Source organism: Calothrix sp. NIES-2098, assembly GCF_963875125.1.
Lineage (GTDB): Bacteria > Cyanobacteriota > Cyanobacteriia > Cyanobacteriales > Nostocaceae > Aulosira.
Genome location: NZ_CAWNKJ010000001.1, coordinates 466,716 through 487,439 on the forward strand (window position 1 = coordinate 466,716; position 20,724 = coordinate 487,439).

Here is a 20,724-nt window from a genome sequence, read left to right on the forward strand (position 1 = left end):
ACCAATTCAGTTTATTATTGCGATCCAGTAGATAACTCATGCCTGAAACTGTAATTAGAGTTGAAAATTTAAGTAAAAAATATATTATTGGACATCAAAAGCAGGAACGCTACAGTACACTCCGAGATATCATTAGCAATCAGGCTAAAACTTTGCTTAGTCCATTTCAAAGTAAAAAATCCAAAATTCCAATTGATCGTGAAGAGTTTTGGGCAATAAACAATATCTCATTTGAAATTCAGCAAGGAGATAGAGTTGGGATTATTGGGCGAAATGGAGCAGGAAAATCAACATTATTAAAAATTTTAAGCCGGATTACAGAACCAAGCACAGGTACAATTAAAATTCAAGGGAGAGTTGCTAGCTTATTAGAAGTAGGAACAGGTTTCCATGGTGAGTTAACTGGAAGAGAGAATATCTTTCTCAATGGTGCAATTCTAGGCATGAGTAAAGTTGAAATCCAGCGTAAGTTTGATGAAATTGTTGCTTTTGCAGAAGTAGAGAAATTTTTAGATACACCTGTAAAGAGATATTCTTCAGGTATGTATGTCAGATTAGCTTTTGCTGTCGCTGCTCATTTAGAACCTGAGATTTTAATCGTAGATGAAGTACTAGCAGTAGGAGATTCCGCTTTCCAGCAGAAATGTTTAGGAAAGATGGAAGAAGTGGGTAAACAAGGTAGAACTGTTTTGTTTGTGAGCCACAATATGTCTACTGTTAAACAACTTTGTACTAGTGCATTTTTATTATCTCAAGGAAAATTAATTTATGGGGGAAATCCTGCCGAAGTTATATCTCTTTATATGCAAAAAGCAATTGATAAAAGCACTGATGAATCAACAAAAAAATACAGACATATAAAAGGTGATGCAAGAGCAGAAATTGAAAAAATCACATTAAATAATCTTCAAGATTCTGATATTGTTGTTTCTATTTTTGATAAATTAAAAATTTCGATTGACTATAAAGTAAATAAAGAAATTGAAGAATTAGAATTTTTTGTTCTTATTTATAATTTAGAAGATGGAGAGGTTCAAGCCAGCCTTTTTCAAAGAGATTTTGGTACTAATGTTCAATCTAATAAAGAATTCGGTAGAGTAAATGTAGAATTTACGAATCAACTAATGCCTGGAAAATATCTGATATCTTCAGGAATTTTTGATAAAAATAGACAGTTTGTTGATTGGGTAGAATTTGCTGAATCTTTTTATGTAGAACCAGCCTTTATTAATGGAAAAAAATACGATCAACGCTTAGGTAAAATTAGTATTCAGGGTAATTGGTATGCTGGGTAAAAAACTCAGAGAATTAATTATTCCTATCCGAATTAAATTTTTTAAAAAAATTAATCAATATCTACTTGAAAGTCAAAAACATACTCTAATGGCACAATTTAAGAGCTATGGAGAAGGCTGCCACTTTTACGTGCCATTTTGTATTAACGATGCTGGAAATCTAGAAATTGGGAATCAGGTGACAGTTGGAACCTATGTACATATGTGGTGTCACGGGGGAATTAAAATTGGCGATCGCGTCATGATTGGTTCTCATACAGCGATTACCTCAGTTACCCACGACTACGAACAAGAGAATATGCGCCGAACAGGTGTGACAAAAAAAGTAGTTATCGAAGACGATGTTTGGATAGGTACACATTCAGTCATTTTACCTGGAATTACTATTGGTAAAGGGGCTGTAATCGGTGCTAATTCAGTTGTTACTAAAGATGTAGAACCATATTCAATAGTTTTTGGTAGCCCAGCCAAACATTATAAATTTCGAGACCTAAAAGAATGCAACTGAATTTAAATAATTTGCCTGCACCTTCATTTAATCAAGGAGTTTGGCCTTGGACTGAACAGCAATATTATCCTTCCACCAAAATATCAAATATTTCTGCCTTACCACGAATTACTATAATTACTCCTAGTTACAATCAAGGACAATTTATTGAAGAAACTATTCGTTCGGTACTGCTACAAGGCTATCCTAAATTAGAATACATCATTATTGATGGTGGTAGTACAGATAATACAGTAGAGATTATCAAGCGATATGAACCGTGGATTTCTTATTGGGTTAGCGAGAGCGATCGCGGTCAAGCTCATGCTATTAATAAAGGTATCGCCCAAGCAACTGGCGAAATATTAGCTTATCTGAATAGTGACGACTATTATCTACCGGGTACTCTGTTTAAAGTTGCCGAACACTTTTGTAAGTTTCCTCAAACTGATTTGCTGCATGGAATGTGTCGTTATGTAAATCAGCAAGGTGAAAAAATTGGTGAGCAATTTGGCAATATTCAAACGCCAGAAGAAATTTTAGATTTGTGGGATGTATGGTGGAAAAAACGCCAATTTGTACAACCTGAAGTTTTTTGGACAAGACGTATCACAGACAAAGTTGGTTTATTTAAAGAAGAACTCAACTATGTTATGGACTATGAATATTGGTGCAGAATTTTACTTACTCAAGGAAATATAGGACGAATTGATAGCGAACTCTCTTGTTTCAGATTTACTAACGAGCAAAAATCAAATCATAAAATAAAAGTTGCCGAAGAACTATTAAAAGTCGTTGCTCCTCTCATTTGGAGTAATCAGCATAAACTAAACCTAAAGAGTCGGATTATTCTTCAAGGTAAATGGTTGTATCATATTAATTTAAATGAAGAAGTGAAAAAATCGTTAATATCTGGAGATAAAAAATCTCTGCGATCGCTCAAAATTTTAATTCTAATTTTAACCCATCCCCAAATCCTATTTGTATCCAATTTTCAGCAGAGATTGATTAATTTCTTAAATTAATTAACATCTATTAGTCTACATTTAGCCATCTCCACTCTCCTAAAATACATAAATTTATCGTCTATTTACTGATATTAGAATTAAATCACATTTATGCATCATAAATTAAGCCTAGGAGCTTGGTATTTAAAATTAAATCAATCAGGGTTTAACTTAAATATCATAGGAGAAAAATTTAAAAGACAATTTATTAGACCGCAGCTTCCCAGCATTCATAACGAGCAGATTAATTTACATCTTGGTTGTGGAAAGGTTAACCATCCAAAATTTATTAACATTGATGCGCGTCCAGCTTCGCACATTCACTATGTTAGAGCAATTGACGATCTTTCTCCCTTTAAAAATAACAGTGTTAACTTAATTTACGCCTGCCACTGCTTAGAACACTTCTCCTATAATCAAGTTCCACTAATTTTAAAAGAGTGGCATAGAGCTTTAAAAATTAATGGGACTCTCCGTATATCAGTACCAGATTTCGATAAATTAATAAAAATTTATCAAGATTGCAATCAAAATCTTGATGCTATTATGGGCTTGCTAATGGGTGGACAAGATTATCAATTCAATTTCCACAAAGCCGCTTTTAATGAAGCAAGTTTGAAAAAGTTACTCTTAAATGTAGGCTTTCAGGAAGTCAAGACTTGGCAACCTGGCTCAACAGAAATGACGACTTTTGATGACTGGTCAGGACGTCTTCTAGGAGGCAAATACTCTGTAAGTTTAAATCTTGAAGCCATTAAATCATAGTTATATTGTGAGTCTTATCTGCCACAATAAATATATGCTTGGCAATCAATTTACCAAATATCCTAGATATTTAAATAGAAATTAATATATGCGGATAAAAATCACAGTCGGCTATCCAAGTTGGTTAGGAATACGACAAACACCAAGTTCAAAAGGTATTTGGGAAGATTGCGAATTTTTAATTAATGAAGATTGTCTAGAATGCGATGCTTGGGTAGTTTTACAAAGTTCCAAGGGTTTACTCAAGCAAGAAACGACTTTCTGCCCTCCAGAAAACGTAATTCTTTTAACTCGCGAACCACCAGATATGATGTCATGGCCTGCAAACTATATTAAACAGTTTAATTTAGTAATTACTTGCCACCCTCACATCAAACATCGCAATCTAATTCTTTCCCAGCATGGTCAAACTTGGCATCTTGCTAACCATTCCTTCGATCAATTGGTTTCCATGCAACCAATTGAGAAAACCAAATTATTATCTGTTATTTGTTCTAATAAAACTTTTACTGAAGGCCATCGTCAGAGGCTACAGCTACTTGATGCACTCAAAAAACATTTCAAAGACCTAGAATTTTTCGGTAAGCCAATTAATCCAATTGATGATAAATGGGATGGAATTGCCCCTTATAAATATCACCTTGTTTTAGAAAACGGTAGCACCCCACATTATTGGACAGAGAAACTTACCGATGCATATTTGGGATACTCTTTACCTCTTTACTATGGATGTCCCAATTTAACCGATTATTTTTCTCCTGATTCTTTTGTGCGGATTAGGCCTGAAGATATTGATAGGACAATTTATACAATTGAACAAGCAATCGCCACAAATCAATACGAAAAATCTCTACCGGCAATAATTGAAGCTCGCAATCAGGTATTGTACCGCTACAACTTATTTCCTATGTTAGCCCAACTGTGTAGTCAACTACCTGTAGCTAAAAGAAAGAAAGTTACCCTTCGTCCTGATTTTGAATTTAAAGCATCCTTCTCAGTTCAGGCTGGTAAAACAATTCAGCGACTAGTGAAGTCATTTAAAAAAGGAAATAGAGAACAGGTAACAGTTAGTAAGTAGCAGAAAAATTAATTTAAATGAAAATAGCAGTATTTGGTTACTATAACGCACTCAATGCTGGAGATGACCGTATTCAATACAGTATCACCAGATTACTTCAAGGTCACAATGTAGTTTTTCTACCTCATTATCTACCTCCACCACAAGAATATCTGCAAACTTTTGATTGGATATTAATTGGTGGAGGTGGGCTAGTATTTGAATCAGTAGGAATATGGGTAGATATCAAACAATGGACGAAAAAATGTAAAGCTAAAATTGGTATTTTTGGTTTAGGAGTAAATAGAGTATCTCCAGAATTACTTTTAGAAATATTGCATCTTATTGACTATGCTAGTTTTTTCTATGTCAGAGATCAAAAGAGTAAAGCATTACTCAATAATCATCCTAAAGTAGAAGTACATCCAGACTTAACCTGGTGCTTTCCATTCTCATCCGAGAAGATCACCTCTAGCAGCAATCAAATCGCTATAAATTTAGCGCCATGTCATTGGAAAGATTTTGAGCCAGAAATGTGGCTAAAGGCACTATCTGAATTTCAACTTAGTCCTTTTCCTTTAAACTTTAATATTAATAGAGATTTCGATTTATTAAAAAAATATTTTGGCGATGTAACTCCTCAAGAATTTACTTTACAACCATTAATTGAAAGTCAAATATTAGTTGCTTGTAGATTTCATGCGATTATCTTTGCTATGCAGCTAGGCAAACCATTTATTGCTATTAACTATGATGAAAAAGTAGAACGATTACTTACAGAGAGTAATCTTTCAGAATGCTGTTTGGAAACTACAGAATATGCCTTAGTACGTGAAAAAATATATTTTATTCTTGCAAATCAAGCACAAATTGAACAAAAGATATCTTCATTTGTTGCTTTGCAAGCAGAAAAGGCAACATACTTAAGGCAATCTATCCAAAATCATTTTTTAACCGAGTCAGACACAAATACATATAATCCATTTTTAAATTTCAAAGCAACTGCCAAGAAATTCCTTATTAGGAGTTAAAGCAACCATGTCTATTGGTTCCATAATTTATAAACTACAAAAAAAGTATGAGCATGGTTTGTATACTGCTTACTATCGCGATGCAGTTAGAAACCAGATTTTAGATACTCAGCCAATTGCCAATACCATTGATTTAACCTGCGAGATTCATGTCCTGACATCTGCAAATGATTGGCTAAATTTAGTCTGGGCGTTAAAGACTTTTTATCACTTTTCTCAGCGTCGTTACGCTTTATGTATTCATGACGATGGTTCTCTAAGTCACGAACATCGCCAAACTTTGCAGTATCACTTCCCAAGTGCCCGGATTATTGATAGACAAAAGGCTGATAAGAACGTTCTGACATTACTACGATCTTACCCTCGCTGTTTGGAGTTTCGCAAAACAAATCACCTTTCACCCAAAGTATTTGACTTTGCTACATATTTGCAATGCGATCGCCTGTTACTCTTAGATAGCGATGTCTTATTTTTTCAATCTCCCACAGAGCTACTTAAGCGCATCGAAAACCCAGATTATCATCTCAATACAGTCAATGCTGATGTAGAAAGTGCTTATACTGTTGAACCAGAAGTAGTCAAAAGCCATCTGGGGTTTGATTTAGCTGCAAGAGTCAATTCTGGCTTAGGATTAATACACAAGCGATCGCTGTCTTTTGACTGGATAGAAGAATTTCTGACTCTTCCTAATATTATTGGGCATTTCTGGCGAATTGAGCAAACCATATATGCTTTGTGCAGTTCCCGCTTTGGAGTAGAACTGTTACCTCCAGCTTACGACGTTCACTTAGAAGGAAGCATTAACGGTTCTCCCAGCCGTCATTATGTAGGTAAAATCCGACACTTAATGTACAGCGAAGGTATTCAGCATTTAGTACAGCAGCGATTCCTCAAGGAGTTGCAGCAATGAGTTCTCATCCAACCTTGCGAGTTTTGATGACGCCAGACTACCGAGTTGATAACCCCTATCAAGCACTCTTGGCGAAGTCCTTGCAAAGTCAAGGAGTAGAAGTATTGTTTCCTACAGGTTATCGTCGATTATTGCCTATTTTTAGAGCTGTCAAAACCAATTCAGATAAAATAGATGTCTTGCATCTTCACTGGCTAACTCCTTATCTCAAAGGAAAAAATAGCCTAACTAAACTTGTTTATAGCATCAAGTTGTTAATCGATATTCTCCTGACTAAATCGGCTGATGTCAGAGTAGTTTGGACAATCCACAATCGAATTTCTCATGATTCTCAGTTTCCGTTTATAGAATTGTGGACTCATCGCATCTTACTAAAATTAGTAGACCAAATTATTGTTCATCATTCATCAGCTTTAGCAGACATTGCTCAAACTTACAAAATTAATAATATCAACGCCGAGATTATTCCTCACGGTCACTATCGCGAAGTTTACAATAGTTTAATCGATCCAATAACAGCAAGAAAAGCACTTGGTCTGCCCCTATCTGGGCGTGTTTACTTAAACTTGGGTATGTTGAGGCCATACAAAGGAATTGAACGTTTACTGCAAGTTTGGGGAGAAAACAAGGAACTTTTGCAAGAAAATACCCTCCTGATTGCTGGGAAACCATTGAGTCAAGCTTACAGCCAAAAACTTAGCGAGCAAACTTCAAATTTAGAGAGAGTTTTTCTCCATGCAGATTTTGTAGAAGATAGCCAAATACATCTTTTTTTTAGTGCCGCAGACTTGGTAGTACTTCCTTTCGAGCGAATTTTAACTTCAGGAAGTCTAATTTTAGCAATGTCTTATGGGAAACCAATTATTGCGCCTCGGACTAGCGGTATTTCGGAAACTTTATGTACAGCTGATTGGTTATTATACGATCCAGAAGATAATCAAGGTTTATTATCTGCTTTAAAACAAAGTACTCAAACTGATTTAAATATCTTAAGCCAGTTGGTTAACAAAGCGTGCGATCGCATCGATTGGGTAAACATAGGCAAACAAACTCAAAAAGTTTATCAAGCAATGCTTATTTCTTAGTTAACGAACATTAAAAAATAAATTATTTAATATTCTTATAGCAACTATGCTACCAAAAGTTAGTATTTTAATTCCCTGTTACAATGCAGAGTATTGGATTGCCCAAGCAATCAAAAGTTCCCTAAATCAAACTTATGCCAATAAAGAAGTAATTATTGTTGATGATGGCTCTACAGACAGAAGCCTAAAAATTATTAAAAGTTTTGGTAATTCTATCCGTTGGGAAACCGGGCCAAATTGTGGAGGTAATATAGCCAGAAACAGATTACTAGAACTCAGTACAGGAGAATGGTTACAATATTTAGATGCAGACGATTATTTATTACCAGATAAGCTAGAAAAGCAAGTTAAATACTTAGCTCAGGTTCCTCAAACTGACATACTTTATAGCCCCAATATTCTTGAATATTATCAACCTTATAAATCTTGGCAAAAACTTGTACCAATTCCTGAACCTCACGATCCTTGGATTTTACTAGCCCGATGGTATCTTCCTCAAACTAACAGTCCACTTTGGCGTAAGCAAGCAATTATTGATGTGGGAAGCTGGAAGTTTGATCAACCATGTTGCCAAGAACATGAATTATATCTGCGTCTTTTGATAGCAGAAAAAAAATTTGAATACTTTGCTGAATCTGGTTCAGTTTACAGACAGTGGAGTGAGTCAACAGTTTGTAAAAAAGACAAGTCACAAACCCATCGTCAATTGTTGATTATTTTAGATAAACTTGAAAAATACCTAAAAGACACCGATCAGCTTATCCAAGCAAGACAAAATGCCATCAATCAAACTCGGTTTGAGAAAGCCAGAATGATCTGGCTATCAGATAGAAAGTGGGCTGACAAGATTATTTCACAAATACGCATTACAGATAAACACTTTCTACCTTCAGGGAATGCAGCACCTTGGCTATACTACCTAACTTATCGGTTATTAGGATTTTCTGCTGCTGAACAAGTTGCAGAATTCAAAAGGTTATTGGCTACGAGATAATCATGCTGCTGTTCCTCTCTACTTGCCCAACAATCAATGCAACTTCTAGAAGATAATTTGAAAGCCATTAAAGAAATACTTCAGCTTTGAGAATAATTCAAAAGTAAATAGTTCCAGGATAAATTGTAATGAATATGCAGACAATTGATCGATTTCAGTTTTGTCCACAACTTACAGAAATTTTAGAAAATCGGCAAGTCATAGGAAAGACAGGAAAAGTCTTCAATCGGCTAGGAGCAGCATCTACTGAAAATAATCTTTGGGCATTACGTTCACTTTCTTTAGAGCTAAATCCAAAAAATACTTTGGAAATTGGATTAGCTTATGGTACGTCTTGTTTAGCTCTAGCTGCAACTCATCGTGATTTAGAACATGTACCAAATCGACAGCATGTTGCAATTGATCCATTCCAATCCACTATTTGGGATGATACTGGTAAATTGATTATAGAAAAAGCAAATTTACATAATTATGTAGATATGCGTGAAGACTTTTCTTACTCAGTATTACCTCAACTAATAACTGAGGGTTTAATGTTTGATTTAATTTATATTGATGGTTCTCATTTATTTGAAGATGTATTTATTGATTTTTTCTATTCCAACAAACTACTCTCTGAAAAAGGAGTAATTATGTTTGACGATAGTAGCGATCCACATATCCGCAAAGTACTCAAGTTTATTGATAGTAATTTTGCTTTTAGCTATAAAAAGCTCGATTTATCTTATCTATATACAGGCTGGAACAAATTTAAGTATAATTTTGGAGTTAAAATCCAAAAAACTCAATTAACGGTTTATCAAAAAACAGGAAAAACAGTTCGTCCTTGGAATGCAAAATTAAATGAATTTTGATTTTTAAATATAAATATTGTAGCTTTTCAGGCATCAAAAATGTCCGGTGTAAGTACCATATTTGGAATATGCATATTAATGGGAGAAAGCTAGGTGAGTAACAATTTTAAAATTCATTCAATTTGTGTAGTCAAAAATGAAGTAGATATTATTGGATATTGCCTAGAGCAAGCTTCAAAATGGTCCGATCGTATCTATATCTATGATGGTGCTAGTACTGATGGCACTTGGGAAAAAGTTCTCTCCATGCAAAGCGAGCAAATTATTCCTTGGAAACAAGATGGTAAAGTTTTTCAAGAATCCTTAAGAGGTGAAGTATTCAACGAGTTTAAACACCTTGCCAAACCAGGTGATTGGTGGTGTCATCTTGATTCCGATGAATTTTATGTTCGGTCTCCTCGTGAATTTCTTGCTAAAGTTAGTCCATTTAATCAGGTTGTTTGGGGAATTGCTATTGAATATTATCTCACCTCAAAGGATATTAATTTACTAGACTTCAGACAACCAATGTCTGAGCTTTTATCAGCACTTAAATTTTATAAAATAGAAAATTCCGAACCAAGATTTTTCCGACATCGTGATGGTTTAATCTGGGATAATGGTTCTTGGCCCAAACACATGGGTGTAGTTAATCAAGAGCGTATTCTTTATAAACATTATAAATACAGAACTCCTGAGCAGATTCAAAAAAGATTGGATACCCGCAGGATTAATAGAGAAAGAGGTTTTCCTGGATGGGAACACGCTGTAGAACAGAATTGGCAACAAAAAGTTACCGATCCTACTACACTACATTATGATTCTCAAGACGGAAAATATGAGATTGATCGAGTAACGCTCCCTAACCATCTTGAGTCTTTTTACCAAAGATTAGTAAAAAGATTTATGCATAGTACTGGTATATGGGCTTAACCAGAGTTGTAAATTTTTCTGACGAACAATGAAACTATACTATGCAAACAAAACCAGAAGTTATGTTCCTTTTGGTAACTTTGGTGACGATCTAAATGGTTGGCTTTATCCACAACTTTTACCTGGAGTTTTTAATGACGATGCTTCAGATATTGCATTTGTAGGATTTGGAACATTACTCAATGAAAAGTTGCCCAAATTTAAACAAACTATTATTTTTGGCACTGGTCATGGATTTGGCAATCCTCCACAAATAGATAATACATGGACAATTTATTGTGTGAGAGGCCCTCTCACTACCGCAGCATTGAATTTGCCAATAGAGTTAGGAATTGCCGATCCTGCTATTTTAGTGAACAGAGTTTATCGCCCAAATGATACAAGTAAGAAGTATAAAGTTGCTTTTATTCCTTATGCATGGGAAATGGAAAGTAGCCCAGAAGTATTTTTAGAAGTTTGTCAACAATTAGGCTACGTTTGCATAGATCCGCGTTGGGAAGTAGAAAAAGTTCTTCAGGAAATTAGCCGTTCCGAACTTGTTATCAGTGCCGCAATGCATGGTGCAATTGTTGCCGATGCACTGCGAGTCCCTTGGATATCGCTAAAATCTAATGCTGGTATTCCTGATTTCAAATGGACTGATTTCTGCCAATCATTAAATCTAGAATTCACAAGTAATCGATTTTACCGATTTAATAGTATCAGCCAGAAGTTGCCATTTTTGAGGTCAATTGAAATTAAAAGAATGGTGTCTTATGTTCGCCAAATTGTTTGTCAAGCCAAATTTCAGTTAAGTAAAGACAATATCCTCAATGATAAGTTAGATAAGTTAGAAGAAAAGATATATCTATTTAAGCAAGATTTACAAGCTGGAAAATTTGAATTTTAACTTTATTTAAACTCTCTATGGCATTCTTCTCTATAGTTGTTCCAGTTTTTAATAGAGCTAATTTGATTAGTGAGACACTTAATTCTATTTTTCAGCAAAAGTTTGAAGATTGGGAAGTTATTGTGGTTGATGATGGTTCAACTGATAATACTCTCAATGTTTTATCAAACTATGAAAACAGAATCCAAATTCTACAACAAAAAAACCAAGGCCCCGGACAAGCCCGAAATTTAGGTATTCAAAAGGCTCAAGGGAAGTATGTAGCATTCTTAGACAGTGACGATATTTGGTTTCCCTGGACTTTGGAAGTCTACGCAGAAGTTATCCAGCAGACAAACTTTCCGGCATTATTAGCAGGAGAATATTTTTTCTTTCATCATGCAAATGACTTGAATATTGTTAAAACTTCAGAATTGCATTATAGCTATTATCAAGATTTTTATGCGTCTAGTGACAAGACTAGTTCTATTGTTACAAGTTCCGTTGTAGCTCGTCTAGATGTTTTGAAAAAAGCAGGTGGTTTTACAGACAAATGGATTAATTCTGAAGATAACGATCTCTGGCTGAGGTTAGGAACAGCAAAGGGATTTATTTATATTAACTCTCCAACGGTCTTAGGCTATCGCCAGCAAACTGATAGTGCTGTTTCTAATATAACCAAAACATATCAAGGTACTTATTATTTAATACAACAAGAAAATACAGGACAGTATCCTGGTGACAAGATACGACAACGCGAGAGAATTAATATCCTAACGCGACATATTAGACCAGTAAGTTTAGCATGTCTGCGTCATGGTGACATTCAACAAGCTTGGAAACTATATCAAAAAACTTTCAAATGGCATCTCTGGTTAGGACGCTTGCGTTATCTACTAGGATTTCTATTTATGACAATATTAGCGATGCAAAGCAAGCTGAGTAAGAAAATTTATAGGGGTCAATACTAAACTCCTACTTCCATATCTAAAAGAAATTATTCAAGAATGCGATCGCAGCAAAGTTCGTTATCCAATCTGATATCAAAGCAGTCATAGTGCTAGCAACTATTTTAAGTATCTATTTTAGCTGTAAGTTAGGGCAAATGCACAAATGGTTAGATACTAAATGGATACAATATCTAGGCAAAATTTCTTATAGCTTTTATCTCGTGCATATAGTTTTTGGCACGCGGGTTATTAATTTGGGATATCGTCTTAGTGGTGACTCACCCATAGCTGCTCTTGTCTGGTTTGCTTTAGCATTTGTAATCAGTATTAGCATGGCACATCTCACTTATCTTTTAATTGAAAAGCCCAGTATAGAGTTGAGTAAAAACTTAAAAATAAAAGCAGCTTAAAGTTAATTAATGAATACTTGTAAAATTACTGTAGTAATACCTACTTATAACCGTTCCGAGCAATTATTAAACACATTAGGAAAAATTATTGACTGCAATCCCAGACCAGATGAAATTATCATCCATATAGATGGAAATGATACTACAACTGAGCCAGTACTCAGAAGCAGTAAATTTCAAAATATAAAAATTATTAGTAATACTAAGCAAGTAGGTCCTGGTGGTGGGAGAAATTTAGCGATCGCTCAAGCCACTAATTCAATTGTAGCCAGTCTTGATGATGATTCTTATCCTATAGATACAGATTACTTTTATCGGTTAGAACTGCTGTTTGAATATTTCCCCAACGCAGCAGTTATTGGTGCAAGAATTTATCACATCAACGAAACCATTACCGCCGATCAATTAACAGCCAAATGGGTTTCTGACTTTATTGGTTGTGGTTGTGCTTATCGCAAAGAGGTCTTCCAAAAAACCAGCGGATACGTTCAGTTACCACTCGCTTATGGAATGGAAGAGGTTGATTTATCCCTACGCCTCCATCATCTGGGATGGGGTGTTGTAGAAAGCTCATGGTTGAGAGTATTTCACAACACTGAATTAAAACATCATAGTAATCCTCCCATCATTGCAGCAAGTGTTGCTAATCAGGTTTTACTAGCTTATTTAAGGTATCCTCTCCTCTTTTGGTGGTTAGGGATTGGACAATGTATCAGCCGCATATTCTGGTTAATTCGGCATGGCAGGACATCTGGAATCTTACAAGGTCTATTTGCCATTCCTGCTCTGATTAGACAACATCATCAACAACGTCAGGCGATTTCTGCTCATTCATTATTATCATACCTCTATCTACGTAGAAATACGGTAAACAACTCATTGAATATAATTTTGACTTCATTAAGCAATTTTCCTTAGCTATTATACTTTTGAGCTAATTACACTTAGTAAATATGTGGTCTGTCAGCTATTTAAAAGTGTGACTTTTTACCAAAAATATATTTTTGTGACTGTAAATTCTACTCAACCCACAACCCAAAAAATAGGGTAAAATTTATAACGTACGTAATATCACACCTAGTATATTTACGTAAAAAAAGTTAATTTTAGATTTTTAGGAAAACTAACAAGAGAGGCTGATAAGTATGACAATCAGAGGGACTGCATCAAATGACGTGTTGAATGCTGTGAATCCCGGTGATGAGTTACGGGGTTTAGATGGAAATGACACTCTCTATGGTTCCACTGGTAACGAGCGTCTGTTTGGTGGTAACGGTAATGATCTACTGTATGGCTATGCTGGTGACGATCAGCTTGATGGTGATGCTGGCGCAGACACTATGGATGGCGGTGCTGGGAATGATTCCTATGTCGTTGATAACCTAGGTGATATTGTTATTGATTCAGATCAAGCAAGAATCAACGCTTATGTTAACTTTAGTCTTGCTAGTGTTTCTGGAGGAGCAACAAACCTCACTCTTGCTCTGCGCGCTAGCGGAATCACTGGAACTGGCTCTTCCGGAAACGATTTGATGTTGAGCTATGCCTCTAATACAACCTTAGACGGTGGTGCTGGAAACGATATTTTAAAAGGAGCAAGCGGTTCAATACTCCGAGGGGGAACGGGTAATGACACTTTAGAAATTGCTAATTTTGGTAAAGGTAGTTTGATAGGTGGTGCTGGTGACGATCGCTACAATGTTTATCAAGTTGGAACCTCAGCTATACCCTTCGTCATAGACGAACTAAACTTTGGTGGCAGTGGCACAGATACTATTTTTACGACACTAGACTTTTCTCTGACTAGTCAATCTGGTGTCACGTTTAAAGGTCAAATTGAAAACTTAATTCTTGCTGCGCCTGGAGCTAATCTTGGTCAAGTAGCAGGACCCATTAGTGGTACAGGAAATAGTCTTAACAATGTTATTTCTGGCAACCGTCAAAATAATATTTTAAGTGGAATGAGTGGTAACGATTCTATTTACGGATCGATTGGGGACGATACAATTGATGGCGGTGACGGTAACGACCAATTATTTGGTCAAGATGGAAATGACTCATTAAATGGTGGACTTGGCGTTGACACTTTAAATGGTGGTATTGGTGACGATACTTACAATGTTGATGCTAGCGATACTATAGTAGATGGTTTGAATCAAGGTACCGATACCGTTAATCTAAACGATGTCAGCGGTACTACTTTTATTACCTCGGCAGATGTTGAATACATTAACATCTCTGCAACTGGAACTACTAATGTAAATGTCACGGTAAATAACACTATTAATACCGTTGTTACTGGAAATCGTGGTAATAATACAATCATAGGTGGAGCAGGTAATAATATCCTCAGAGGAAGAGCAGGTGTTGATACACTAACAGGTGGAGGTGGCGCTGATATATTTGAGTTTGGCGGCACAGTTAATGGTGTAACTTTAACGGCAACAGGATCTGACAATAATTCGATTAGAAATGATGTAGTTACCGACTTCAACACTTCTCAAGGAGATAAAATTTATCTGAGTGCTAGTACATTTACAGTTTTAGCAGGCTCTATAGGTTCAAATTTAGGAGCAGTCACAAAAGGTTTTACCTCAACTGCTACTAGTACGGGTCTTGATACCAAAGATGCCTATTTTGTTTATAATAGCTCCAATGGAAACTTGTATTATAACCAAAACTTGACAGCTTTTGGACATTCAGGTGTTTTTGCAACTTTCACATCACTTCCATCTTTAGCAGCGACTGACTTTATAGTCGTTGCCTAATAAATATTCAGAGTTAAATTCATAGAGTAGGCAGAGCCAAGTTAGGCAGTAAATTTTACTTATTAACAAAGTTCTGAAAAGTAAAAGTTGATAATTATTTAAAGCAGGTGAGAAGTAATAGTTTTTTACCTGCTTAAGTAATATAAATGAGGAAGTACCACTGGAGAGATACAACAATCTGTACCTCTGCAAGGGTATTTTTTTATGGCTATATTTTACTAATTATAAATTTCACTATATTCCAATAATATTTTTATGAGACGGGTATCAGAACTAGAAGGACTACGTGGAATTCTCGCATTGTGGGTTGTCATAACTCATATTCTACCCACTGCCGGAATTCAAGAAAATTTATTAGGCCCGTTTAAGTTAATTGCTCAAGGATTTTATGCAGTTGATGTTTTTATCATAATTAGCGGGTTTGTAATTTTCTATTTATTAGATAATGCAGAGGAAAAAATAACTACTTTTATCACAAGACGGTTTCTTAGAATATATCCTGTATATTTGGTTTGCCTAATTGTTTCGATAATACTGACTCCTTTTTATTTAAAAACTCTTGAACAGCTTCCCTATCCAAGTATCTCCAGAATAAATGTTATCGGAGATAGCTTACGTTTTTTTGTACCACATATTATTGCCCATTTAACCCTACTACACGGAATTCTCCCTCAGGCAATACTGCCTAGTAGTGCATATGCATTTATTGGTCAGGCTTGGAGTATTTCTTTGGAATGGCAGTTCTATTTAATCGCTCCTTTTGTTTTCTATTTAATCAAGTTCAAAAGAGCCAAATTATTTACTTTATTCATAATATTTTTATTTACAATTAGCCATTTGTTTAGCTTCCAAAAATCTTTCATTCTGTCAAAAAGTTCAATAATCCTATTTTTTATAGGAATAATGTCTTTTTATATTTATAAATATTATAACCCTACTTATATTTCTCGATTTCAAGCTTTGATTTTAATGCCTGTTACTGTTGTGTTTACCATTTTACTACTAAAGAATCCTGCAATTACTTTATGGTCATTAATATTTTGTTGTGTGTTGTCGAAAGATGTTTTAATTCCAAAATTTATATGTAAAATATTGAATCATCCTTATATTTTATTTATTGGAAAAATTTCTTATTCTATATATTTGTCACACATAATAGTTTTATATAGTATTGCATATTTACTATATAAATATTTACCTTCTTTAAATCAATATATATTTCTTTTATCTTTAACAATATTAACAATAACTATAACAATTATATTGTCTAATTTTCTCTATACTCAAGTTGAAAAACCATTCATTCAATTAGGAAAATCACTGTTTTCCCACAAACCAACTAATGAATACTAAAATGTGCCATATTTAAATTGCACGTTTTGATATTTAAGGCAAAACATAATAATTCAAATTATTGAAATATACTTAAATGCTTACAACATATTCTAATTGGATCTCTTGTCAAATTGGAGCACGTGAGCATTATGCTATCTCTAGAGCCTTACACCAGCAGGGACAACTTGCTCATTTGATTACAGATGCTTGGGTATTGCCTCGGTCATCACTAAATCTTTTACCTAAAAATTTACTGACTAAGTTACGAGAAAGATACCATCCAGATTTAGCTCAAGCATCTGTTTATACTTTTACTAGTTCTTTAATTAGTTTTGAATTGACACAACGTATTCAAAGAAAAACTGGGTGGGAATTAATCATTGCACGTAATTATTGGTTCCAAAAAGAGTCAGTGCGATTTTTAGAGCGAATCAGTCATAAATTTAGAGATCGCCCAACTCTTTTTGCCTATAGTTATGCTGCTTTAGAACTGTTTCGTTACGCGAAAACAAAAGGTTGGTACACGGTTCTAGGACAAATCGATCCAGGTATCTTGGAGGAAAAGTTAGTTTTAGAAGAACATACTAAATATCCAAACTATGCCTCTAAATCAATTCAAGCACCATTAAGTTACTGGAATAATTGGCAGGAAGAATGCTCATTAGCCGATCGCATTGTAGTTAACTCACAATGGTCAAGTCGGTTACTTCAAGAAGCAGGAATTTCTGGACACAAGATTGAGATTATACCTCTAATCTACACCCCGTCAGATGCAGCCAAACACTGGGTCAGAACTTATCCTCAATCTTTCTCTCAAGAGCGACCTCTTAGGGTTTTATTTTTGGGACAGGTAATTTTGCGCAAAGGAATGGCGGCTTTATTAGAAGCTGTTGAATATCTCAAAGGTTATCCAATTGAGTTTTGGATAGTCGGTTTGCCGCAGATCAAGATTTCCCCAGCCTTGCAAACTCATCCTCAAATCCGCTGGTTCGGTCAAATCTCCCGCAGTCAAACAGTTAACTACTATCAAAATGCTGATGTCTTCTTGTTTCCAACTTTATCTGATGGTTTTGGGCTAACTCAACTCGAAGCCCAAGCTTGGCGATTACCGATTATTGCTTCTCGCTACTGCGGTGATGTTGCGATCGATGGATGCAATGGATTGGTGCTATCTGAGGTGAATGGTGAGGCGATCGCTGAATCTTTGATATTTTGTCTTCAGCATCCAGAGGACTTGCGAGGGTTTTCCCAACACTCAAGTACTGTCCGCAGTTTCGATCTGTCCCAACTTGCTAACCAATTGCAGAGTATCTCTGTTACTTAACGCAACAATATCGAATAAAGAGTAAATTCCTTAAACTTTAATTTTTAATGAACATTAATTTAGAACTTTCTAACTATTTGGATTTCTCAAGATGGTTTGCAGCTTTTTTAGTTGTCATTAGTCATTTAAGAAGTCTGCTATTTGCTGATTATGAGGTTATTAAAAGTAAAAATATTCTAATCCAGGCTTTCTACTTTTTAACTGGATTCGGACATCAGGCAGTAATTATATTTTTTGTTCTGAGTGGTTTTTTAATTGGAGGTAGCATTTTCAGCCATCTTCAAGCCAAAAATTTTTCATTACGTAGATATTTTATTGAGAGATTTTCAAGAATTTATATAGTTTTTCCAATCAGTCTCCTCATTGGATTATTATTTGACTGGCTTGGTTGTTCATACTTTAATGGAACTGGCTTGTACACTAACCAGTTGAATATTACTACAGTAGGTTTCAATATTTCGGAAAGGCTAGGAATCTCCGTTCTTATATCTAATCTTTTGATGCTTCAAAGTATAACTAGTCCACCTTTGGGTAGTAATGGGCCTCTATGGAGCCTAGCAAACGAGTGGTGGTACTATTTTTACTTTCCTTTAATTATTCTAATATTTGTATATAAAAATATTTATAAAAAAGTCTTATGCTTAATTGGCGTTTTTAGTTTGTCGATCGTTATGTATAACACAAGTCAGTATTGTAATATGCTAGTTTATTTTTCTATCTGGATGATAGGAACTGTATTATGGTTAATTAATACAAAAACTACACTTAATTTTTATATCAATAATGTTTTTATTATTTTATATTTAATAATTACAAGAATTCAAAATATTTCCATATTAACCTATTTTCAGGAAGATTTAATTTTAGCCATTTTATTTGGGTTAACAATTAAATCTATTAATGGTTCTAATATATGGAGTCCTAATATACAAAAAGTTAACAAAATAATGGCATCATTTTCTTATTCTTTATACTTAACTCATCTGCCTCTATCTATTTTTCTCATAGCAGTCTTATCAAATTTTGGCATTATCAGCTTACAAATGCAGCCAGTTCCATCAACATTTTTGGTTTTATTTATGATTCTTAGTATTGCGTACAGCTTTGCCTTTTGCTTTGCAAGCATTACAGAAAAAAACACTGTTCGATTAAAAAAGCTTCTGTACGGCTTGTCTTTTAATTTCTTTGCTTAATTATTGATTTATTTTACTATCATTACAAACGAATTCGATAGTAATTATCGCTAAATTATTATTCTAATTTCATATGGATTACGAAAATCTTCTTAACCAAAACTTACCAATTAATTATATTTTAGCAATAATTTTACTAGTATGCCTTGTTATAGAAGCAGGCTTAAAATGGAGTAAAAGCTGGGTTATTCCCGGAATACTAGTTTATGGCACGATAGGTATTTGGTACTTTATTGAAATTATTTATACACCTGAAAAGTATCTGTCTTTTCCAACAGATATTGTAGAAATTAGTTTCTCTCAAGTTATTATTTTTCTTGTCGCTTTTCGGTTGTTAGTTCCTTACTTTACAAAAGTCTTAACTCCAAAGACATTCAATACTTTGCCTGAGTTCCGCTTAATTACACTAAGCCCTGAGCATTTATTATCTATATTGGCATCAATCTGGTTATTAATTCTACTTTGGGGATTAAGCCAAGCTAATTGGAATATTATGGGAGCTTTACTACCTCTTGGTGGGCGTTCACATAGTACTTTCCTTTTTACGCGATCGGCACTGGGGGGTTCAACTGGTTTTATAATTTCATCTTTAGCTTACATATACAATTTAATTTGTTCATTTTTTGGAGTTTTACTACTATTTCAAAAACGATGGACAGCGAAAATTTTTAATTTTTCCTTGATTGTTATTTCCTGGCCAATGTTCATGTTCTCAGGCACAAGAAACATTTTCTTAGCTATGGTAGTACCAGCTTTTTTAGCCTATTTAATTGTGTCAAAACAAAAATGGTGGGTTAAATTATTAGGTAGTTTAGTAAGTTTTTTAGTTGTTAATTATATACTTACTGTAATAATTACCTTTCGGAATGTTGGCTTTGAAGGTTATCTTTCCCAAATCTGGCAAACAGGTGAGATAGCAGTACCAGAAACTAAACATCAAGGGCTAAATATGGCTCTAGAACTTTTTTATATTAATAGTTTTCTTCAGCAAGGTTCGCTCTCACTTCATTATGGTTATGATTACCTTGTTGAATTGCTGAATTGGGTTCCACGCTTTTTATGGCCAGACAAACCTTTTATCGGTCTTGATTATGCACAACTGAGATCTCCAGGCAAAGGGGGGCTTGCAATATCAGCCACAGTTTCTCGTGGGTTAATTGGTGGAGGAGTGATGAATTTTGGCACAATCTTTGGGCCAATTGCTCCAGCATTTTTGATGGCAGTTTGGTCTGGTATTATAGCCCGTCTTTGGAGCCAACGCTATTCTATTTTAAGATTTGCTTTATTTCTAGTAGCACTAGGCATCACGCCTAATTTAGGACGAGATTTTACCATATTAGTCTTGTGGCCAATAATTTTTGGTTATTTCCTAATACTTTATCTTGAACGTATTGAGCGCAAGAAAATGCGTAAATTCTATACTTTATATCAGACAAACTCTAAATTTGATTCTTTTAAATGATGAGTATACATCAATAT

General features: G+C 34.7%; 20 protein-coding genes. All 20 read left to right on the forward strand.

Going from position 1 to position 20,724, the window contains the following annotated elements; genetic code table 11:
- Positions 1 to 38: 38 nt before the first annotated feature.
- The 20 genes from AACU33_RS01770 to AACU33_RS01860 all read left to right on the forward strand — a co-directional run bounded on the left by AACU33_RS01770 (position 39) and on the right by AACU33_RS01860 (position 20,707).
- Positions 39 to 1,295, forward strand: coding sequence for an ABC transporter ATP-binding protein (locus tag AACU33_RS01770; protein WP_096586758.1), 1,257 nt, complete (start codon positions 39 to 41; stop codon positions 1,293 to 1,295).
- A complete protein-coding gene (locus AACU33_RS01775) occupies positions 1,285 to 1,803 on the forward strand; it encodes an acyltransferase (protein WP_096586759.1) in 519 nt (172 codons plus the stop codon). The genes AACU33_RS01770 and AACU33_RS01775 overlap by 11 nt, the downstream gene beginning before the upstream one ends.
- Positions 1,794 to 2,807: a glycosyltransferase family 2 protein gene (locus AACU33_RS01780; RefSeq protein ID WP_096586760.1), complete on the forward strand. Its 1,014-nt coding sequence runs from the start codon at positions 1,794 to 1,796 to the stop codon at positions 2,805 to 2,807. Before AACU33_RS01775 ends, AACU33_RS01780 begins: the two co-directional genes overlap by 10 nt.
- A gap of 93 nt (positions 2,808 to 2,900) precedes the next feature.
- Positions 2,901 to 3,554 carry a class I SAM-dependent methyltransferase gene (locus AACU33_RS01785; protein ID WP_096586761.1) on the forward strand — a complete coding sequence of 218 codons (654 nt, stop codon included), beginning with the start codon at positions 2,901 to 2,903 and terminating at the stop codon, positions 3,552 to 3,554.
- A gap of 88 nt (positions 3,555 to 3,642) precedes the next feature.
- Complete coding sequence (locus tag AACU33_RS01790; protein ID WP_096586762.1) at positions 3,643 to 4,632, forward strand: glycosyltransferase family 10 domain-containing protein; 990 nt, start codon at positions 3,643 to 3,645, stop codon at positions 4,630 to 4,632.
- A gap of 17 nt (positions 4,633 to 4,649) precedes the next feature.
- Entirely contained in the window at positions 4,650 to 5,642 is a 993-nt protein-coding gene (locus AACU33_RS01795) for a polysaccharide pyruvyl transferase family protein (protein ID WP_096586763.1), read from the forward strand.
- Positions 5,643 to 5,649: 7 nt separating this feature from the next.
- Entirely contained in the window at positions 5,650 to 6,552 is a 903-nt protein-coding gene (locus AACU33_RS01800) for a hypothetical protein (protein ID WP_096586764.1), read from the forward strand.
- Positions 6,549 to 7,637, forward strand: a complete 1,089-nt coding sequence (locus tag AACU33_RS01805; protein ID WP_096586765.1) for a glycosyltransferase — start codon at positions 6,549 to 6,551, stop codon at positions 7,635 to 7,637. Before AACU33_RS01800 ends, AACU33_RS01805 begins: the two co-directional genes overlap by 4 nt.
- A gap of 46 nt (positions 7,638 to 7,683) precedes the next feature.
- Entirely contained in the window at positions 7,684 to 8,631 is a 948-nt protein-coding gene (locus AACU33_RS01810; RefSeq protein WP_096586766.1) for a glycosyltransferase family 2 protein, read from the forward strand.
- Positions 8,632 to 8,759: 128 nt separating this feature from the next.
- The gene (locus AACU33_RS01815) at positions 8,760 to 9,485 is read left to right on the forward strand and encodes a class I SAM-dependent methyltransferase (protein ID WP_096586767.1); all 726 of its coding nucleotides are present in this window, start codon (positions 8,760 to 8,762) and stop codon (positions 9,483 to 9,485) included.
- A gap of 93 nt (positions 9,486 to 9,578) precedes the next feature.
- On the forward strand, positions 9,579 to 10,397 hold the full coding sequence (locus AACU33_RS01820) for a glycosyltransferase family 2 protein (RefSeq protein WP_096586768.1): 819 nt from the start codon (positions 9,579 to 9,581) through the stop codon (positions 10,395 to 10,397).
- Positions 10,398 to 10,425: 28 nt separating this feature from the next.
- Complete coding sequence (locus tag AACU33_RS01825; RefSeq protein WP_096586769.1) at positions 10,426 to 11,286, forward strand: polysaccharide pyruvyl transferase family protein; 861 nt, start codon at positions 10,426 to 10,428, stop codon at positions 11,284 to 11,286.
- 17 nt (positions 11,287 to 11,303) lie between these two features.
- Positions 11,304 to 12,236 carry a glycosyltransferase family 2 protein gene (locus AACU33_RS01830; protein WP_096586770.1) on the forward strand — a complete coding sequence of 311 codons (933 nt, stop codon included), beginning with the start codon at positions 11,304 to 11,306 and terminating at the stop codon, positions 12,234 to 12,236.
- Positions 12,237 to 12,322: 86 nt separating this feature from the next.
- Positions 12,323 to 12,625, forward strand: coding sequence for an acyltransferase (locus AACU33_RS37525; protein WP_096586771.1), 303 nt, complete (start codon positions 12,323 to 12,325; stop codon positions 12,623 to 12,625).
- Positions 12,626 to 12,634: 9 nt separating this feature from the next.
- A complete protein-coding gene (locus tag AACU33_RS01835) occupies positions 12,635 to 13,543 on the forward strand; it encodes a glycosyltransferase family 2 protein (protein WP_096586772.1) in 909 nt (302 codons plus the stop codon).
- Between the two features lie 227 nt (positions 13,544 to 13,770).
- Positions 13,771 to 15,393 (forward strand): calcium-binding protein, encoded by a 1,623-nt coding sequence (locus AACU33_RS01840; RefSeq protein ID WP_096586773.1) that lies wholly within the window; start codon positions 13,771 to 13,773, stop codon positions 15,391 to 15,393.
- Between the two features lie 255 nt (positions 15,394 to 15,648).
- Positions 15,649 to 16,746, forward strand: coding sequence for an acyltransferase family protein (locus AACU33_RS01845; protein WP_096586774.1), 1,098 nt, complete (start codon positions 15,649 to 15,651; stop codon positions 16,744 to 16,746).
- 76 nt (positions 16,747 to 16,822) lie between these two features.
- Positions 16,823 to 18,052: a glycosyltransferase family 4 protein gene (locus tag AACU33_RS01850; RefSeq protein ID WP_096586775.1), complete on the forward strand. Its 1,230-nt coding sequence runs from the start codon at positions 16,823 to 16,825 to the stop codon at positions 18,050 to 18,052.
- A gap of 47 nt (positions 18,053 to 18,099) precedes the next feature.
- The gene (locus AACU33_RS01855) at positions 18,100 to 19,245 is read left to right on the forward strand and encodes an acyltransferase family protein (RefSeq protein WP_096586776.1); all 1,146 of its coding nucleotides are present in this window, start codon (positions 18,100 to 18,102) and stop codon (positions 19,243 to 19,245) included.
- 73 nt (positions 19,246 to 19,318) lie between these two features.
- A complete protein-coding gene (locus AACU33_RS01860; RefSeq protein ID WP_096586777.1) occupies positions 19,319 to 20,707 on the forward strand; it encodes a hypothetical protein in 1,389 nt (462 codons plus the stop codon).
- Positions 20,708 to 20,724 lie beyond the last annotated feature (17 nt).

Excerpts from the sequence above, each read along its gene's own strand:
- AACU33_RS01770 (WP_096586758.1), top strand. The coding sequence starts at position 39 with ATGCCTGAAACTGTAATTAGAGTTGAAAATTTAAGTAAAAAATATATT.
- AACU33_RS01775 (WP_096586759.1), top strand. The coding sequence starts at position 1,285 with ATGCTGGGTAAAAAACTCAGAGAATTAATTATTCCTATCCGAATTAAA.
- AACU33_RS01780 (WP_096586760.1), top strand. The coding sequence starts at position 1,794 with ATGCAACTGAATTTAAATAATTTGCCTGCACCTTCATTTAATCAAGGA.
- AACU33_RS01785 (WP_096586761.1), top strand. The coding sequence starts at position 2,901 with ATGCATCATAAATTAAGCCTAGGAGCTTGGTATTTAAAATTAAATCAA.
- AACU33_RS01790 (WP_096586762.1), top strand. The coding sequence starts at position 3,643 with ATGCGGATAAAAATCACAGTCGGCTATCCAAGTTGGTTAGGAATACGA.
- AACU33_RS01795 (WP_096586763.1), top strand. The coding sequence starts at position 4,650 with ATGAAAATAGCAGTATTTGGTTACTATAACGCACTCAATGCTGGAGAT.
- AACU33_RS01800 (WP_096586764.1), top strand. The coding sequence starts at position 5,650 with ATGTCTATTGGTTCCATAATTTATAAACTACAAAAAAAGTATGAGCAT.
- AACU33_RS01805 (WP_096586765.1), top strand. The coding sequence starts at position 6,549 with ATGAGTTCTCATCCAACCTTGCGAGTTTTGATGACGCCAGACTACCGA.
- AACU33_RS01810 (WP_096586766.1), top strand. The coding sequence starts at position 7,684 with ATGCTACCAAAAGTTAGTATTTTAATTCCCTGTTACAATGCAGAGTAT.
- AACU33_RS01815 (WP_096586767.1), top strand. The coding sequence starts at position 8,760 with ATGAATATGCAGACAATTGATCGATTTCAGTTTTGTCCACAACTTACA.
- AACU33_RS01825 (WP_096586769.1), top strand. The coding sequence starts at position 10,426 with ATGAAACTATACTATGCAAACAAAACCAGAAGTTATGTTCCTTTTGGT.
- AACU33_RS01830 (WP_096586770.1), top strand. The coding sequence starts at position 11,304 with ATGGCATTCTTCTCTATAGTTGTTCCAGTTTTTAATAGAGCTAATTTG.
- AACU33_RS01835 (WP_096586772.1), top strand. The coding sequence starts at position 12,635 with ATGAATACTTGTAAAATTACTGTAGTAATACCTACTTATAACCGTTCC.
- AACU33_RS01840 (WP_096586773.1), top strand. The coding sequence starts at position 13,771 with ATGACAATCAGAGGGACTGCATCAAATGACGTGTTGAATGCTGTGAAT.
- AACU33_RS01845 (WP_096586774.1), top strand. The coding sequence starts at position 15,649 with ATGAGACGGGTATCAGAACTAGAAGGACTACGTGGAATTCTCGCATTG.
- AACU33_RS01850 (WP_096586775.1), top strand. The coding sequence starts at position 16,823 with ATGCTTACAACATATTCTAATTGGATCTCTTGTCAAATTGGAGCACGT.
- AACU33_RS01855 (WP_096586776.1), top strand. The coding sequence starts at position 18,100 with ATGAACATTAATTTAGAACTTTCTAACTATTTGGATTTCTCAAGATGG.
- AACU33_RS01860 (WP_096586777.1), top strand. The coding sequence starts at position 19,319 with ATGGATTACGAAAATCTTCTTAACCAAAACTTACCAATTAATTATATT.